The sequence below is a fragment of the Sphingobium sp. IP1 genome, assembly GCF_002708645.1.
Lineage (GTDB): Bacteria > Pseudomonadota > Alphaproteobacteria > Sphingomonadales > Sphingomonadaceae > Sphingobium > Sphingobium yanoikuyae.
On the sequence record NZ_NOIW01000038.1, the window covers coordinates 18806 to 35803 of the forward strand.

Here is a 16998-nt window from a genome sequence, read left to right on the forward strand (position 1 = left end):
GCGGCCGCCTTTTCCCTTTCCATCCCTTAATTACTCCGACATATTACAGGAAGATGGTAATGGCAATGATTGTCTTTTAAGAAGAGCCATGCCTGATGAGGGGCAGGCCGAGAGGAGCGTGAATGGAACAGGGGAAGCCGCCCGGAAATGGGGCAGGGGCGGACAATGGCGGAGGGGCGGCCAAGCCGACGCGCGGCCCCGGTCGCCGGCTGCATGGCGCGATCGCGCACAAGCTGGGCATGGCGATCTTGTCCGGCCAATATCAGCCCGGCGACACGCTGTCGGGCGAAGTCGCCTTTGCCGAGGAACTGGAAGTATCGCGCAGCGCCTATCGCGAGGCGATCCAGGTGCTGACCGCCAAGGGGCTGGTGGAAAGCCGGCCCAAGGCGGGCACCCGCGTGCTGCCGCGCAATCGCTGGAATTTGCTGGACCCCGAAGTGCTGGCCTGGGCCTTTGCCGGCGAACCCGACATCCAGTTCGTGCGTGACCTGTTCGAACTGCGCGCCATTGTCGAGCCGGCGGCGGCGCGGCTGGCGGCGATGCGGCGCGACAAGGAGGATCTGCGCATCATGAAGGATGCGCTGACCGCGATGCGCCGCCATACGCTGGCGACCGAAGCGGGGCGCGCGGCCGACCGCGATTTCCACAATGCGATCCTGAACGCGACGCGCAATGATGCCTTGCTGACGCTGACTGCCAGCATCGGCGCGGCGGTCAACTGGACCACCCAGTTCAAGCAGCGCGCTCGTGCCCTGCCGCGCAATCCGATTCCCGACCATGTGCGCGTCTATGACGCGATCGCGGCCGGCGATCCGGTTGCCGCGGCCGAGGCGATGGGCGTGCTGGTCGACCTGGCGCTTGAGGATACGGCAAGCACGATGGGGCGCTGAGCGGGAAGCGCCGTAGGCGCCTAACAAACAACCTAAAGAAAAAGGCCGGGGTGGATCACCACCCCGGCCTTTTCTGTTGGGCGGATGCCCGAATATTTAGTGCAGTTCCGGCTCCGGCAGCGCCTGCGTCGTCTTCGATCCCCACAGGGCGTAGAAGAGGACATAGAGTTCGCAGGCGGCGGTCAGCAGGAAGCTGGTCTGCAGGCCATAATGGTCGGCCATCCAGCCCTGCACCACGACAAGTGCGCCACCGGCGATCGCCATCACCAGCAGGCCCGAGCCTTCTTCGGTCAGCGGGCCGAGGCCCTTGATGCCCAGGGTGAAGATGGTCGGGAACATGATCGAGTGGAACAGGCCGACCAGGATCAGCGACCACATGGCGACCGGGCCGGTGGTGAAGACGGTGACCATCATCACGATGAAGGCGCCGACCGAGAAGGCGGCGAGGACATGGCCCGCGTCGAACTTCTGCATGATCGCCGAGCCGGCAAAGCGGCCGACCATCATGCCGCCCCACAGCAGCGACAGATAATTGCCGGCCTGCTCATGGGTCAGGTTGGCGATGGTGGGCTGGCTGACGAAATTGACGAACAGGTTGGCGACGCCGATTTCGGCGATCAGATAGATGAAGATCGCCGGGATGCCGAACACCAGGTTGCGGTGCGACCAGAGCGAATGCTTCTTGCGCTCTTCCTTGGCCAGGCGCGAGGTTGCGCTGCCCATGGCGGGCAGGGGGAAGCGGGCGATGACGAAGGCCAGCACCACCAGCACGATCGCGACCAGCACATAGGGCAGGATCACCGACTGGGCGTCGGCCAAGCGTTCGGCCTGGGTCAGGACGACTTCGCCTTGCGCCGTGCCGGCCTTCGACCGGCCGAGGATCAGATAGGCGCCGAACATCGGGGCCAGCATCGTGCCGGCCGAGTTCATCGCCTGCACCAGATTGAGGCGCGAGGAGGCGGTTTCCGGCTTGCCGACGACCGCGACATAGGGGTTGGCGGCGACCTGCAGCAGGGTGATGCCGCTGGCGATCACGAACAGCATGACCAGGGTCACGCCATAGGAGGGGATGGATGCGGCGACCGTCATGCCCAGCGCGCCGGCGGCCATGATCAGCAGGCCGATCACCAGCGACTTCTGGTAGCCGACCCGCTCGATCAGCTTGGCCGAGGGAATCGAGGCGACGAAATAGGCGATGAACCAGACCGATTCGATCAAGGTCGTCTGGGTATAGCTCAGCTCGAACACGCTGCGCAGATGCGGCAGCAGCGTGTTGTTGATGACGGTGATGAAGCCCCACATGAAGAAGAGGCTGGCCAGCAGCGCGAGCGCGGGCCCATAACGCGTGCCGGGGTTATGCGTTGCGACCGGCGCAGCGCCTGAGGAAATCGGTCCTGCCATTCATCCTTCTCCAGTGCAGTTCCACTAGCTGACGAGACCGATCTAGGGTTGCGTCCGCTTATTTTGTCGGAGTATATCCCCCGTAACCGCCCGTCAATGGGCGTAGGTTTCACGAGAGGAAGTCCATGCGAAAGGTCGTCGATTTGAAAACAGCGCTGTCATACGCACTGGCCCTGTCGCTCGCAAGCGGCACGGCGATGGCGGCGGATGCCAGCCGCGCGCCGGCCGGCAAGCTGGCCGACGGCACCGCGATCGAGACGATCACGCTGAGCAACAGCCATGGCGTGTCGGCCAAGATCCTGAGCTATGGCGCGACGCTCCAGTCGCTGTCCGGCCCGGACAAGGACGGCAAGAGCGCCGACGTGCTGCTGGGCTATGACGATCTGGCCGGCTATGTCGACCATCCCAACTTCTTCGGCGTGACCGTGGGCCGCTATGCAAACCGCATCGCCGGCGGCAAGTTCAGCCTCGACGGCAAGGCCTATCAGCTGCCGCTCAACGACAAGGTCAATTCGCTGCATGGCGGCGGCAAGGGCTTCGACAAGCAGGTGTGGAAGGTCGTGTCGGTCAAGAGCGGCCCGGTCGCGACGCTGATACTGTCGCTGGTCAGCCCCGATGGCGATTCGGGCTATCCCGGCAAGCTGGACGTCACCGTCACCTATACGCTGGACGAGAGCGGCAATCTGGGCATCGCGTTCGACGCGAAGACCGACAAGCCGACCATCGTCAACATGACCAACCATGCGATTTTCGACCTGGGCGGCGAAGGCTCGACCGACGGCGCGCTGGGCCATGTGCTGACGATTCCGGCCAAGGCCTATACCCCGGTCGATGCCAACCTGATCCCAACCGGCGAACTGAAGCCGGTGGAAGGCGGCGTGTTCGATTTCCGCAATGGCCGCCGCGTCGCCGACGGCATCCGCGATGGCCATGATGCGCAGATCATCGCGGGCCGTGGCTACGACCATAATTTCGCGCTCGACAAGGGGCTGACCAAGACGCCGGGCCTGGCTGCGCGCCTGGAAGATCCGGCATCGGGTCGCGTGCTCGAAGTGCTGACCACCGAGCCGGGCGTCCAATTCTACACCGGCAATTTCCTGGACGGCACCTTCATCGGCAAGAACCAGCATGTGTATCGCATGGGCGACGGCATCGCGCTGGAGCCGCAGAAATTCCCCGACTCGCCCAACCAGCCGAGCTTCGTTTCGGCGCGGGTCGATCCGGGCAAGCCCTATCATCACCAGATGGTCTATCGCCTGTCGGTGAAGCGCTGACATGACCGCCTGGCGCAAGATCGAACGCGGCGACATCCGCGACACGCTGGGGGAGGGGACGCTCTGGTCCGCCCGTGAAAATGCGGTCTATTGGGTCGATATCCTGGCCCCGGCGCTCAACCGGCTGTCGCTCGACGATGGCCAGGTGTCGCGCTGGGCCATGCCCGAACCGCTTGGCTGGGTGGCCGAGCGGGCGCAGGGCGGCTTCATCGGCGGCTTCCAGAGCGGCTTTGCCAGCTTCACGCTGGACCCGCTGGCGATCACCCCGATCCATGATCCCGAACCGCACCTGCCCGGCAATCGCATGAACGATGGCAAGGCGGACAAGGATGGCCGCATCTGGTGCGGCACAATGGACATGGCCGAAGGGCAGGATGTCGGCGCGCTCTATCGCCTCGATCCCGATGGTTCGGTCACGGTGATGGACGATGGCTATCGCGTGCCTAACGGCCCGGCCTTCTCGGCCTGTGGCGACTATCTCTATCATAGCGATACCGGCCGCCGGATCATGTATCGCTTCCGCCGCGGCGCGGACGGAACGCTTCATGATCGCCAGCCCTTCATCACCTTCACCGAAGCCGATGGCCATCCTGATGGCATGACGGTGGATGCCGAAGGCTATTTGTGGGTGGCCCATTGGGGCGGTTCGCGGATCAGCCGCTTCTCGCCCGAAGGCAAGCTGGACCGGGCGATCGAACTGCCGGCAAAGCAGGTGACCAACATCACCTTCGCCGGGCCCGATCTCGACCGCATGTTCGTCAGCTCGGCCGCAATCGGCCTGCCCGAATCCGACTATGACGGCGCCTTTTTCGAGGTGGAATGCGGCGTGAAGGGCCTGCCGACCAATCTTTACGGCGGCTGACACAAGCTGACCGACAGAAAATAAGCCGCCGGCCTGCAAGGGCTTGGCGGCTTTTTTCATGTCCTGCGACGAGCCGTGGCAAATCGCTGTTGCAACCCCTGCGGCTACGCGCTAATGCGCAGGACAACGTTGTCACTCCCCTCTCCAAAAGGGTGGCAATGCTTCATCCCGGTCGATGGCCGGCGACTGCACGCGCTATGCTGTCGGCCGGGATGTGCCTTTTCCCTTGAAATCGCTGGAAAATCGGGCGCCGCTCAGGCGGGGCGGCGCAGGCGCAATGTCGCGCGCAGGCCAGGGGCGGCATCGCCCAGCAGCAGCGCGCCATGGTGCAGCCGCGCCACCGCTTCGACCAGCGACAGGCCCAGCCCCGATCCGGGCTTGGTGCGCGACGGGTCGAGTCGGCCGAAGCGCTTCATCGCCGCCTCATGCTGATCGGCGGGAATACCCGGCCCATTGTCGCTGACGCTGATGGTGAGCGCGTCGCCATCCATCGCGGCTTCAAGCGCGATACGATCGCCGCCCTCGGCATATTTCAGCGCATTCTCGATCAGATTGGCGATCGCCTGGCTCACCAGTTCGCGGTGGAGCGGGAAGGCGAGGCCGGCGGGGGCCGCGACATGGAGGGTGAAGCCGCTATCCTCGATCAGCGGGCCATAGACTTCGGCCAGATCCTCCAGCAGTTCGGCGATCGCCGTGTCGCGCATCCGATCGCTGCCAAAGCCCGCCTCGGTGCGGCTGATGAGCAGGGCGGTCGAGAGCATCCCCTGCAGCGTCTGCGCCTCGCGATGCACCTTTTCCAGCGCATCCAGCGCCTGGTCGTCGCGGGTCTGGGTGCTCGCCTGCTCCACCACCGAGAGCAGGCGGGTGACGGGGGCTTTCAGATCATGGGCCAGGCCATCGGTCATCATCCGCAACTGGCTGACCAGCGCGTCGATCCGCTCCAGCATGGCGTTGATCGACAGGCCCAGCCGATCGAAGGCGTCGCCGCTGCCGTCGGTGGCGACCCGGCGATGGAAGGCGCCGACCGCGACCGCATTGGCGGTGTCGGCGATCGCCGAAATCTGGCGCGTCAGCACCCGGCCGAGCAGGATGGCGATGATGAGGGTGAGCAGCAGGCTCATCAGGAAGGCGATGGTGAGCGCCTCCTCATAGATGCGCGTCAGTTGCAGGCTGTGGGAGGTGACGATGCCGGCAAGCAGGCGGCCGCCATCGGGCAGGCGGGATGTGCTGACGCCGATCGGCTCGGGCTGTTCGCCGCCGATGCGGTACAGCTCGATCGTGCGCCAGGGGGTATTGTCGGTTATGGTCGTCGGCCAGGCGCCCAGATTGCCCGCGACGATCCGCCCCTGCGCGTCGGTCAGCAACAAGACGATGCGCTCGCTGCGCACCGTGGGCAGGCGCCGCTCGATATCCTGCCGCAGCCCGGCCGCCCCACGCTCCCGCGCGACCCGCAGCAATTCGTCGCGCAGGTCATGGACGGCATCGCGGTCGGCGGCGACGACGGTGCGCTGGCTCGCCTGCTGCACGAACAGCAGCACGCCGCCGGTGACCAGGAACTGGCAGAGGAAGGCGAGCCCGACGAAGCGGCCGATGGTCGACCGGGCAAAGCCGCGCCAGCCGGCGGCAGCCCCGGCCCGCGCCCCAGCCTCAGCCATCGAGGCCCAGGCGATAGCCCATGCCACGCACCGTATGCAGCAGCGGCCGGTCCGATCCATCGTCCAGCTTGCGGCGCAGTCGGCTGATATGCACGTCGATCACATTGGTGCCGGGGTCGAAATGATAGTCCCACACGCCCTCCAGCAACATGGTGCGGGTGACGACCTGGTCGGGGTGGCGCAGGAAGAATTCGAGCAGGCGAAACTCGCGCGGTTGCAGGTCGATCGCCTTGCCGGCGCGCTTCACCCGGCGGGCGAGCAGGTCCATGTCGAGATCGTCATAGCGCAGGCTGGTGACGACCGCGGCATTGCCGCCGGCCTTGCGCAGCAGCAACTGCACCCGCGCCAGCAGTTCGGCAAAGGCGAAGGGCTTGGTCAGATAATCGTCGGAGCCGCTGGTGAGCCCCTCGACCCGATCCTCGGGCGTGCCGAGCGCGGAGAGGAAGATGACCGGCGTTTCGATGCTCGCGGCCCTTAGAGCCTTCAGCATCGCCATGCCGTCCATCGCCGGCATCATCCGGTCGAGGATGATCGCGCCATAGCTGCCGTCGCTGGCGAGGAACAGGCCGTCGCGGCCATTATCGGCCTGATCGACGGTGAAGCCCGCCTCGGTCATGCCCTTGACGATATAGGCGGCGGTGGCGGCATCATCCTCCACCACCAGGATCTTGTGGCTCATGCGCGCGGCCCCCTAATCTGGCGAACGGTCGAGCGCCACCATGCGGACGGCATCCTGATGCCGCAAGCCCAATATGAGATGGGCATTGCCATGCTGGCTGAGATAGGCATTGGCCTGGTCCAGCGAGGCGATCGGCGTGCCGTCGATACGGATGAGGTCGTCACCCACGGCGATGCCGGCGCGGGCCGCCGGGCCGCTCGATTCCATGCTGGTGACGACCAGGCCGGTGCCGGCCGGCTCGGCATTTTCCAGCGTCAATCCGGGTAGCAATTGGGCGCTGGCGCCCGACACGCTGCCATGATCCTCCGCATCGCGGCGGACATGCAGGAAGAAGGCACCGCTCATCAACGCCGCACACAGCGCCAGGCCGATCAGCAGGCGGCTGGTTGCGGTCTTGTCTATGCGCGGGGCCTCCATGTTCCTGGCCATGTCCTGAGCTGTCTTTGCGGGTAGAATGGGCGAGGCGGGGGTGCGTGTCATGTTACACTTTGTTCATGCCGGGGGCCGTCGCAGCCGGCGCGACCGAGACACGGCCCGACCGCTCCAGCTTGCCCCATCCCACGACCCAGCCGCCAATGGCCGATGCGATCGCGCGCACCACCACCCAATACATGATCTGGCGATAGACGAAGCGCTGGGCGACCAGCAGATGGGCGGGGTAGCTCACCTTGTTGCCGTCGAGCCGATAGGCCATCCAGCCACAGGCGATGTCGATGCCGGTGAAGACCAGCCAGTAGAGCGCCATGGTCGCGACGTCGCCGCTGGTCTGGGCCCAGCCATGTTGCTGCACGCGCAGGATCGTCCCGGCGATCGACAGCAGCAGCGCCAGATCGATCAGCGGCGAGATGGCGGCAAAGGCGATCTGGAACAGCCAGGCCTGCGGCATGCCCACCAGGGCAAGGCCTGTCGGCTTGCGGCTGCGCAGGATGGCGGCGTGCTTCCACAGGCATTGCAGCGTGCCGAAGGCCCAGCGATAGCGCTGCTTCGACAGTGCCTTGAAGCTTTCGGGCGCCTCGGTCCAGGCGATCGCCTCGGGATCGAAGGTGACGCGCCAGCCGGCGCGCTGGATCGCGATGGTCAGATCCTGATCCTCGGCCAGCGTATCTTCGGGATAACCGCCGACCGCGTCCAGCGCCGTCCGGCGCCAGGCGCCGACGGCGCCGGGCACCACCGTCATGGCGTCGAAGCCGGCGAGCGCGCGCCGCTCCAGATTCTGCGCGGTGATATATTCCAGCGCCTGCCAGCGGGTGACGAGATTGACCCGGTTGCCGACACGGGCGTCGCCAGCCACCGCGCCGATCGCCGGATCGGCGAACCAGCGCGCCAGCCGCGCGATCGTCAGCGGCTCGAACTGGGTGTCGGCGTCGAGTGCGATCAATATCTCGCCGGTGGCATCCTTGAGGGCACGGTTGAGCGCCGCCGCCTTGCCGCCATTCTGCAAGGTCAGCAGGGTGACGCGCGGATCGTCGGCAAAGGCGCGGGCGACGATCGCGCTGGTCTCGTCTTTCGATCCGTCATCGGCGACGATCAATTGCAGCGCGGGATAGTCGCTGGCCAGCACGCGGCGCACCGATGCCTCGATCACCCGCGCTTCATTATAGGCGGGGATGATGACCGAGACGGTCGGCTGATAGACGGGCGGCGCCGGGCGGTCGCGCCGGGTCTGGAACCAGGCGAGGAAGGTCATTAGCAGCGCGCGGGCAATGCCGAGCGAGATGGCGACATAGAAGATCCAGCCGAGCAGGGCGGAGATGACGGCGAGCGTGATGAACATGCCGACATCGACGCGCACGGCGGTCAGGTCGCCGGCACGGACCGGCGGCATCGCCGCTTCGCGCGACAGGCCGGCAAGGCGCGACACCGGTACGAAGCGATAGCCTTCCTTCTGCAGGGTGGTGATGATCTGCGGCAGGGCCGCGACCGTCTGAGACCGTTCGCCACCGCCATCATGCAGCAGGATGATATTCCCGGAGCGGTCGGCATCGGCGGCATGGACCTGGTCGATCACCTGGCGGACGATCGTATCGGTGCCCGGCCGCTGCCAGTCATTGGGATCGACGTGCAGGCCGACGACGGTATAGCCGGCCTTCTGCGCCGCCAGCGCCGGCCCCAGTTCGTCCGCCGTGGTCGGTTCGGCGTCGCCGAAATAGGGTGCGCGGAACAGCTTCATGCTGCGCCCGGTATAGGCCTGGACCAGCCGTTGGGTGGCGTTGAGTTCCAGCCGGGTGCTCTCGTCCGACCAGGTGGCAAGGTTGGGATGGCTGTAGCTATGGTTGCCGATCTCGTCGCCGTCGGCGACGATCCGCTGCAACAGGCCGGGATGCTCCAGCGCATTTTCGCCGATGACGAAGAAGGTGCCGGGCACATGATGCTGTTCCAGCACCGACAGGATTTTCGGCGTCCAGGTCGCGTCCGGGCCATCATCGAAGGTCAGCGCCAGCATCTTGGGCTGGGCGCCGCCGGTCCGCCGCACCTGATAGGGGGTGGGCAGGACATGATAGGTTTCGCGCAGGATCGTCCCCTGCGGGCCGAAGGCGATCGATCGGCTGCCGTCGGTCGGCGTGGCGGTGATGCGCAATATCTCGCCCGATCCCTCGACATCGGTGTCGAGCTTGCTCGCGACCTGGCGCAGGTCGGGCCGGCTGCCGTTGCGGAAGGCGGTGAGGTCGGACCAGATGCCCGGATCCTCGCTGCCCAGCCGCCACAGCGCCACGCCCTGGATGCCGAGGCGGCGCAGCGCCTGCAGCTCGTTCCAGCTGGCGGCGGCATCGAGCATCCAGACCTGATGGCGATGGCCGTCATCATCATAGGCGAAGCCGGCATCGCCGCTGGCGGGATCGAAGCTGACCGGGGCGTCGCTGTCATGGGCGGCGAGCCAGGCCTCGTCGAGCGACAGGGCGTCGGCGCCGCCATCATGCCAGTCATAGGCATAGCTGCCGAGCGCAACGATGATGCGATCGCGGCCGACGCGGCGGCTGGCATCCTCGACCGCGCGGGCGAACCAGTCCTGCGCCGCGATCGGGCCGGGGGTGCCGCCCTGCCAATGCTGGTCATAGGCCATGAAGATGACATGGTCGGCAATTTGGCCGAGGCGGGTGAGCGGCCATTCCTCGCCGGCGGGGGCGGTGACGGCCAGCTTGGCGCGGGCGGGCAGGTCGCTGCGCAACTGGCGCAGGAAATGGAGATAGGCGGGCAGCGCGCCGGACGGCAGCGATTCAAAGTCCATCACCAGCCCGGCATCATGATGCGCCGCGACCGAGGCGGCGAGCCGCTGGGCCAACTGGCGGCTGGCGGCCGGATTGGCGAGCAGGCGGGCGGTGCCGGCGCCGTTCCAGCCATGGGCGTCGAGATTCTGGACCATCGGCAGCAGCTTGGGCGGCCGGCCCATGCTGGCGATCATCTGATCTAGGCGCGGGTCGGCATGGAATCGGGGCGCGGGATCGCTGCCCGGCACGGTCACCAGGGCGGGCACGACCCAGTCGAGCTGGCCGACATGACGGCGCAGCGAGGCGATGCTGCTTTCGTCATCGGGGACATAGAAGCCGACATTGAGCGGACGGGCCTGTGCGACATGGCCGGGCCAGCGCGGCAGCCATTTGGACAGGTCATGGCGCAGCCGCGACATGCCGGTCAGATGCGCGGCGCGGGGCTGGGGCAAAGGCAGCGCCAGATCGCCTTCCGACGGGACGGCGATCAGCGTCGTCGCAAAGGCGATGGTGGCGGCGATGATGGCGCACAGCAGGGCGGCGAGGGCGCGCCGCGCCCAGATGCCGCGCCGGCCGGTGGGATCGAAGAAAATGGGTCTGGTCATGGCCTGTGGTCCGCGCGTCGCTACTCCTCTGCGACGATGACGCGGCAATAGGCCGGCCCGGCTTCCCGCCGGATGATCCCATCATGAAATCTTGGTCATGAACCTCATCGCGCGGTCCAGCGATCGGCCAGGCGTACCGGCTTCCATAGGTCGGGGCCCATCAACAGCAGCGCCATCCCGAAGCTGGCACATAGAAAGGCCAGCGCGGCGAGCGACAATTGGCCGATGGTGACCGATGGATGGCCATGGGCGAGCGCAGTAAGGGCACGGCCCTCGGGCCAGAGCGTGGCCAGAAAGGCGAGGCCGAGCAGGCGCAGGCCGATCTTCAAGGTCCAGCGGGGACGCCAATTGTGCATCATGTGCCGCCTCCGTTGCGGCGGCATCGCAATTAAGCGGACGGGCATAGGGATGCGAGACAGGGAACCGGCAGATTGCGTAGGGATTTCATAGCATTTGAGGCGCATACGGGCCGTCCGGGCCGGAATCATATGTGAATCCTATGCCGGGGAGGGCAGACCCCTATGGTTTTCAAATGGCCTTTCATGGCATGGCGGCCCGATAGAAAGACGAAGGGCACGCATAGATGACTGAACAGGGGGATCCGGCCGCAGGCCAGGATCGCACGCCGCATGGCCGACCGGCTGCGCTTGCGCTCGGTGCGCTGGGCGTGGTGTTCGGCGACATCGGCACCTCGCCGCTCTATGCGCTCAAGGAAAGCTTCGTCGGCCATCACCCGCTGGCGGTCGATCCGCTGCATATCTATGGCGTCCTCTCGCTGATCTTCTGGACGATGACGCTGATCGTCACCGTCAAATATGTGTTCATCGTCATGCGCGCCGACAATGATGGCGAAGGCGGCAGCATGGCGCTGCTGGCGCTGATCGGCCGGCGGCTCGGCGAGACGCGCTGGACCCCGGCGATCGCGATGCTGGGGGTGCTGGCGACCGCGCTCTTCTATGGCGACGCGATCATCACGCCGGCCATTTCGGTGCTGTCTGCGGTCGAGGGCCTGACCATCGTGCAGGCGAGCCTGGCGGATATGGTGCTGCCGATCGCGATCGTCATCCTGATCGGCCTGTTCCTGATCCAGCGCTTCGGCACGGCGATGGTCGGCATGGCCTTCGGCCCGATCATGGCGATCTATTTCGTCACGCTCGCCGCGCTGGGCATCGCCAACATCGTCCAGCACCCCGAAATCATCGGCATCGTCAATCCGCTCTGGGCGATCCACTTCTTCGCGATCGACCCCAGGCTCGCCTTTCTGGCGCTTGGCTCGGTCGTGCTGGCGGTGACGGGGGCGGAGGCGCTCTATGCCGATATGGGCCATTTCGGGCGCAAGGCGATCAGCATCGCCTGGCTCTATGCCGCCTTTCCCTGCCTGATGCTCAACTATCTGGGGCAGGGGGCGCTGCTGCTGGACAATCCGGCGGCGGCACAAAATCCCTTCTTCCTGATGGCGCCGGACTGGGCACGGCTGCCGCTGGTGATCCTGGCCACCATGGCGACGATCATCGCCAGCCAGGCGGTGATCTCCGGGGCTTTCTCCGTCACGCAGCAGGCGGTGCAACTGGGATTCCTGCCGCGCCTGCGCATCCTGCACACCAGCGCGTCGGCGGCGGGACAGATCTATGTACCACTCATCAACTGGCTGCTGCTGATCTTCGTCATCCTGCTGGTGCTGGGCTTTGGCAACAGCAGCAACCTGGCCGCCGCCTATGGCATCGCAGTAACCGGCACGATGGTTATCACCGCCTGCATGCTGGGCGTGCTGACCTTCAGCGTATGGCGCTGGCCGCTGCCGGCGGCGGCGGGCGTCACCGGCCTGTTCCTGATCATCGACGGCGCCTATTTCGCGTCGAACGTGACCAAGATCCCCGATGGCGGATGGTTCCCGCTGCTGGTCGCGGCGGTGGTCTTCACCGTGCTGACCACCTGGGCGACCGGGCGGCGCATCATGCGCCATTATCTGCGCGAAGGGGCGATGGAGCTGGACCTGTTCGTGCGATCGACGCTGGCTTCGCTCAAGCGCGTGCCGGGGACGGCGATCTTCCTCTCCTCCACCACCGATGGCGTGCCGCCGGCACTGCTGCACAATGTGAAGCATAACAAGGTGCTGCACGAACGGGTCATCATCCTGACCGTGCGCACCCAGGGTGTGCCGCATCTGCCGCTGCAGGGGCGCACGACGGTGGAGGATCATGGATCGGGCTTCTACCGACTGATCCTGCGCCACGGCTTCATGGAGGATGTCGACATTCCGGCAGCGATGAAGTCGGTCCACGACTGTGGTGGCCCGATCAGCGTCAAGGACACCAGCTATTTCCTCAGCCGCCAGACGCTGATTCCGTCGGAACGGCCGGGCATGGCGATGTGGCGCGAAAAGCTGTTCGCCTGGATGATCCGCAATGCCGAAAGCCCGATGGCCTTCTTCAACCTGCCGACCAACCGCGTGGTCGAACTGGGGTCGCAGATCGAAATCTAGTCTGCGCCCTGTTTCAGGCGGTAGCCGATCCCCAGTTCATTGCTGATGATCTGGGGGCGCTGCGGGTCGGCCTCCAGCTTCTGGCGCAGGCCGCGCACCAGCACGCGCAGATATTCGACATGATGGGCATGTTCGTTGGGCCAGACATGGTCCATGATCTGCTTGTGGGTGATGACCCGGCCGGGAAAGCGCGCCAGCTGCTCCAGCACGCCATATTCCTTGGGCGTCAGATGCACTTCGACCCCGCCCTTCGTGACGATATGGGCGACCAGGTCGATCGTCAGGTCGCCGGCCGTCACCCTGGTCGATCCACCGTCGCGCGTCATCCGGTTGCGCAGCGCCACCCGGACGCGGGCGAGCAGTTCGTCGGTGTCGAACGGCTTGGTCAGATAATCGTCGGCGCCCAAGTCCAGCGCGGCGACCTTCTCGTCGGTGGCGTCGCGCGCCGACACGATGATCAGCGTCGTGTCGCTTTCCTTCTTGATGATCGGCACCAGCTCCAGCCCATCGCGGTCGGGCAGGCCCAGGTCCAGCAGGGTGATGTCGGGCCGCTCGCTGCGCAGCTTGTCCAGTGCCTCGCGCGCGGTCTGCGCCTCGATCGTGGCATAGTCGGCGCGGGCGAGGGCGGCCTGGATCAGCCGGCGGATCTGCGGTTCGTCGTCGACGATCAGCAGGCTGTGGCGTGGCTTCATGCGATGTCCTTTTCCATGATGTCGGTGAGGATGAGGGATTGGGGAATGTGCAGGGTGAAACAGGCGCCGGCAGGTTCCGACACTGTGCGGGCCGATACGGTAAGGCCCATTGCTTCCGCAAAGGCCTTGACGATGGCGAGGCCCAGGCCGGTGCCGGTCTTCGACCGATCCGATCCTTCCAGCCGGGTGAAGGTGTCGAACACCCGCGCTTCCATGCCGGCCGGAATGCCCGGCCCCTGGTCGATCACCGACAGGGAGATGGCATCGGGTTCGCGCAGGCTGCGCACGGTCACGGGCGTGCCGGGATCGCCATAGCGGCCGGCATTGTCGAGCAGGTTGATGAGGATGTGGTGCAGCAGCACCGGATCGACCCGGACCAGCGGGATGTCGGGCGGGATCTGCACGTCGAGTTGGCGATCGGCCAGCGCGCTGCGGCTGTCATGGGCGGCGCTGGCGACGGCATCGAACAGGTCGGTCGCCTCCGCCCGCATCGGCAATGCGCCGGCCTCCACCCGCGCCATGTCGAGCAGATTGGCAACGAAGCGGGACAGGCGCTGCGCTTCGCCATCCAATGTATCGATCAGCTCGGGCGAGGGATGGGTGCGCAGTTCGCGCGTGGCAGAAATGATGGTGGTGAGCGGCGTGCGCAGATCATGGCTGACCGAGGAGAGGAGGGCGGAGCGCAACCGGTCGCGCTCGCGGATCTGCCCGGCTTCGAGCATCGCCTCCTCCAGCGCCATGCGGTCGAGCGCGATCGCGGCCTGGTCGATCAAGCTCATCAGCAGCGGGAACTGATCGGATCGGACCGGTTCGCCGGCATCCTCGCGGGCCAGGCCGATCACCGCCAGCACTGCGTCCTTGGCGGTCACCGGCAGGAACAGCCAGTCCGACGCGGTGAGGGTGGAGGAGCCGCGCCCGGCCGGCTCGCCATGCTCCATCGCCCAGCGCGCGGCGGCGCGCTCGATCTCGTCCAGCCGGTCCTCCGGCGGATAGGCGGCGCGCAATTGCGGCCCTTCACCCGACGGGATCATCAGCACGGTGCGCACGTCGAACAGCCGGGCGATTTCGGCGCAGATGGCGTGGCGGATTTCCTCCAGGCTGGGGGAGGCGGTGAGCTGGCGCGAGAAGCCGGCCAGCGTCGCATTCTGCCGCGCGCTCGATTGGGCCAGCACCGACTGGGCGTGCATCCGCGCGGCAAACTGGCTGGTCACCACCGCCACGCCGAGGAAGACGAGGATGGAGATGACATTTTCGGGATTGCTGACGGTCAGCGTGCCCGTGGGCGGCAGGAAGAAGAAATTATAGGCAAGGCTGGAGGCGAGGCCGGTGGCAAGGCCGGTACGCAGGCCATGGCTGGCCGCCGCGAACATCACCGGCACCAGATAGAGAAGGGCGATATTGCCGAGGTCGATCACCTCCAGCATCAGCCGGCCGAGCAGGGTCATGCCGATCACCGCCAGCATCGACCAGACATAGCCGATCGGGTCGCCCCAATCGCCGCCGCCGGCGGTGCGCGGGCGCGGCACGCTGTCCTCGCCGGGCATGACATGGACGGCGACCGGGCCGATGTCGCGCACCAGCCGGTCGACCACCGACCCATGGCGCAGCTCGAACCACCAGCTGCGTGCCGATTTGCCGATCACGATCTGGGTGGCGCGCGCGTCGGCGGCGAAACCGCGCAGCCCGTCGGCGACGCTGGGGGCGGGAATGGACGCGGTTTCGGCGCCGAGGCGTGAGGCGAGGGCGAGCGTATCGGCCAGACGCTGCCGGTCCTCGTCCGACAGCTGCGGTCCACGCGGGGTTTCGATATGGATGGCGGTCCAGGGCGCGCGCAGCGCATCGGCCAGTCGCTTGGCGGAGCGGACCAGACCGGCGGCGCTGGGCTGTTCGCTGACCGCCACGATCACCCGCTCGCCCGCCGCGAAGCTGCCCGCCAGCGCATGGGCGCGGACATAGTCGAGCATCTGCGCATCGACCGCCTGGGCGGCGCGGCGCAGCGCCAGTTCGCGCAGTGCGGTTAGGTTCGACTTGGAAAAGAAATGGTTGAGGGCGCGGCTGGCTTCCTGCGGGATATAGACCTTGCCGTCCTTCAGCCGCTCGATCAGCTCGTCGGGCGGAATGTCCACCACTTCGATCTCGGCATGTTCCAGGATCGAATCTGGCACCGTCTCACGCACGCGGACGCGGGTGAAGGAGGCGACGACGTCGTTGAGGCTTTCGACATGCTGGATGTTGATCGTCGAATAGACATCAATGCCGGCCGCCAGCAATTCCTCGACATCCTGATAGCGTTTGGGGTGGCGACTGCCCGGCGCATTGCTGTGCGCCAGCTCGTCGACCAGCGCCAGTTGGGGGTGGCGCGCCAGGATCGCGTCGATATCCATCTCGCCCAGGCTGTGGCCCTGATGATCGACGGTGCGGCGGGGGATGATCTCATGGCCATGGACCAGCGCTTCGGTCTCGCGCCGGCCATGGGTTTCCACCACGCCGACGACGACATCGACGCCTGCCTCGCGCCGCTGCCGTCCTTCGGTCAGCATCTCCCATGTCTTGCCCACCCCCGGCGCGGCGCCGAGAAAGACCTTCAGGCGGCCACGGCCTTCCTGCGCGGCGGCGCGCAGGAAGGCTTCGGGATCAGGGCGATGCGGTTCGTTCACTGGGTCCGTTTAGCGCCAATCGCATCCAGCCGTCGATTGAGATCGAACAGATTGACGCGGGGTTCGCCGATGAAGCCCAGCAGGGGCTGCTCGACGCTCTGTTCTACCAGGCTGCGGACGCGCGCCGCATCGATCCTGCGCGCGGCGGCGACGCGATCGACCTGATAAAAAGCTGCCTCGGGGCTGATATGGGGGTCAAGCCCCGAGGCAGAGGTGGTCACCAGATCGGACGGAACAAAACGACCAGGTGTAGCAGCTTGAAGAGTCTCGACGTCGGTCTTGACGCGGTCGGCCAGCGCCTGGCTGGTCGGACCAAAATTGGAGCCGGAGGAGGCAAGGCCGTCATAGCCCTTGCCCGCCGCCGACGGACGGCTGTGGAAATAGATGTCCGAGGTGAAGGCCTGACCAATGATGGTCGAACCGACGACCTTGCCCTGATCCTCGACCAGGCTGCCATTGGCCTGGGACGGGAACACCGCCTGGCCGATGCCGGTCAGCGCCAGCGGATAGGCAAGCCCGAGCAGCAGGGCGAAGAGCAGCGTCATGGTCAGGGCCGGACGCAAAGCGGATTTGAAATCGGTAAACATGGATTTGT

The 16998-nt window shown here is 66.2% G+C and carries 13 protein-coding genes; 4 read left to right on the forward strand and 9 right to left on the reverse strand.

Going from position 1 to position 16998, the window contains the following annotated elements:
• Positions 1-122: 122 nt before the first annotated feature.
• The gene (locus CG471_RS14620; RefSeq protein WP_010338088.1) at positions 123-890 is read left to right on the forward strand and encodes a FadR/GntR family transcriptional regulator; all 768 of its coding nucleotides are present in this window, start codon (positions 123-125) and stop codon (positions 888-890) included.
• 96 nt (positions 891-986) lie between these two features.
• Here CG471_RS14620 and CG471_RS14625 read toward each other — a convergent pair whose 3' ends face one another.
• Positions 987-2291, reverse strand: coding sequence for a sugar MFS transporter (locus CG471_RS14625; RefSeq protein WP_004208494.1), 1305 nt, complete (start codon positions 2289-2291; stop codon positions 987-989).
• 125 nt (positions 2292-2416) lie between these two features.
• Here CG471_RS14625 and CG471_RS14630 point away from each other — a divergent pair, with 125 nt between their 5' ends.
• Together CG471_RS14630 and CG471_RS14635 are read left to right on the forward strand one after the other, a co-directional pair.
• On the forward strand, positions 2417-3565 hold the full coding sequence (locus CG471_RS14630; protein ID WP_099232317.1) for an aldose epimerase family protein: 1149 nt from the start codon (positions 2417-2419) through the stop codon (positions 3563-3565).
• A gap of 1 nt (position 3566) precedes the next feature.
• Positions 3567-4427, forward strand: coding sequence for an SMP-30/gluconolactonase/LRE family protein (locus tag CG471_RS14635; protein WP_099232318.1), 861 nt, complete (start codon positions 3567-3569; stop codon positions 4425-4427).
• A gap of 254 nt (positions 4428-4681) precedes the next feature.
• On the opposite strand, the gene CG471_RS14640 is transcribed toward CG471_RS14635, so the two are convergent.
• The 5 genes from CG471_RS14640 to CG471_RS14660 form a co-directional block, all read right to left on the reverse strand.
• Entirely contained in the window at positions 4682-6082 is a 1401-nt protein-coding gene (locus CG471_RS14640) for a HAMP domain-containing sensor histidine kinase (protein ID WP_099232319.1), read from the reverse strand.
• Positions 6075-6761: a response regulator transcription factor gene (locus tag CG471_RS14645; RefSeq protein ID WP_037508266.1), complete on the reverse strand. Its 687-nt coding sequence runs from the start codon at positions 6759-6761 to the stop codon at positions 6075-6077. The genes CG471_RS14640 and CG471_RS14645 overlap by 8 nt, the downstream gene beginning before the upstream one ends.
• Positions 6762-6773: 12 nt before the next feature.
• The gene (locus CG471_RS14650) at positions 6774-7190 is read right to left on the reverse strand and encodes a PDZ domain-containing protein (RefSeq protein ID WP_230588519.1); all 417 of its coding nucleotides are present in this window, start codon (positions 7188-7190) and stop codon (positions 6774-6776) included.
• 52 nt (positions 7191-7242) lie between these two features.
• Positions 7243-10572, reverse strand: a complete 3330-nt coding sequence (locus CG471_RS14655; protein WP_099232320.1) for a glycosyltransferase — start codon at positions 10570-10572, stop codon at positions 7243-7245.
• A 104-nt stretch (positions 10573-10676) separates the two neighbouring features.
• Positions 10677-10931: a hypothetical protein gene (locus CG471_RS14660; protein ID WP_257211557.1), complete on the reverse strand. Its 255-nt coding sequence runs from the start codon at positions 10929-10931 to the stop codon at positions 10677-10679.
• A gap of 224 nt (positions 10932-11155) precedes the next feature.
• Between CG471_RS14660 and CG471_RS14665 the strand changes: the two genes are divergently transcribed.
• Positions 11156-13054, forward strand: coding sequence for a potassium transporter Kup (locus CG471_RS14665; protein WP_099232321.1), 1899 nt, complete (start codon positions 11156-11158; stop codon positions 13052-13054).
• On the opposite strand, the gene CG471_RS14670 is transcribed toward CG471_RS14665, so the two are convergent.
• The 3 genes from CG471_RS14670 to kdpC are packed head-to-tail and all read right to left on the reverse strand — an operon-like array spanning position 13051 to position 16990.
• Positions 13051-13746 (reverse strand): response regulator, encoded by a 696-nt coding sequence (locus tag CG471_RS14670; RefSeq protein ID WP_069337949.1) that lies wholly within the window; start codon positions 13744-13746, stop codon positions 13051-13053. The two genes, CG471_RS14665 and CG471_RS14670, sit on opposite strands and share 4 nt — an antisense overlap.
• Positions 13743-16403 carry a sensor histidine kinase KdpD gene (locus CG471_RS14675; protein ID WP_099232322.1) on the reverse strand — a complete coding sequence of 887 codons (2661 nt, stop codon included), beginning with the start codon at positions 16401-16403 and terminating at the stop codon, positions 13743-13745. Before CG471_RS14675 ends, CG471_RS14670 begins: the two co-directional genes overlap by 4 nt.
• Positions 16400-16990, reverse strand: a complete 591-nt coding sequence (gene kdpC / locus CG471_RS14680; protein WP_099232323.1) for a potassium-transporting ATPase subunit KdpC — start codon at positions 16988-16990, stop codon at positions 16400-16402. The genes CG471_RS14675 and kdpC overlap by 4 nt, the downstream gene beginning before the upstream one ends.
• Between the last annotated feature and the right edge of the window lie 8 nt (positions 16991-16998).

Coding starts and splice junctions, on each gene's coding strand:
- CG471_RS14620 (WP_010338088.1), top strand. CDS start 123: ATGGAACAGGGGAAGCCGCCCGGAAATGGGGCAGGGGCGGACAATGGC.
- CG471_RS14655 (WP_099232320.1), bottom strand. CDS start 10,572: ATGACCAGACCCATTTTCTTCGATCCCACCGGCCGGCGCGGCATCTGG.
- CG471_RS14640 (WP_099232319.1), bottom strand. CDS start 6,082: ATGGCTGAGGCTGGGGCGCGGGCCGGGGCTGCCGCCGGCTGGCGCGGC.
- kdpC (WP_099232323.1), bottom strand. CDS start 16,990: ATGTTTACCGATTTCAAATCCGCTTTGCGTCCGGCCCTGACCATGACG.
- CG471_RS14660 (WP_257211557.1), bottom strand. CDS start 10,931: ATGATGCACAATTGGCGTCCCCGCTGGACCTTGAAGATCGGCCTGCGC.
- CG471_RS14665 (WP_099232321.1), top strand. CDS start 11,156: ATGACTGAACAGGGGGATCCGGCCGCAGGCCAGGATCGCACGCCGCAT.
- CG471_RS14630 (WP_099232317.1), top strand. CDS start 2,417: ATGCGAAAGGTCGTCGATTTGAAAACAGCGCTGTCATACGCACTGGCC.
- CG471_RS14635 (WP_099232318.1), top strand. CDS start 3,567: ATGACCGCCTGGCGCAAGATCGAACGCGGCGACATCCGCGACACGCTG.
- CG471_RS14645 (WP_037508266.1), bottom strand. CDS start 6,761: ATGAGCCACAAGATCCTGGTGGTGGAGGATGATGCCGCCACCGCCGCC.
- CG471_RS14670 (WP_069337949.1), bottom strand. CDS start 13,746: ATGAAGCCACGCCACAGCCTGCTGATCGTCGACGACGAACCGCAGATC.
- CG471_RS14625 (WP_004208494.1), bottom strand. CDS start 2,291: ATGGCAGGACCGATTTCCTCAGGCGCTGCGCCGGTCGCAACGCATAAC.
- CG471_RS14650 (WP_230588519.1), bottom strand. CDS start 7,190: ATGGCCAGGAACATGGAGGCCCCGCGCATAGACAAGACCGCAACCAGC.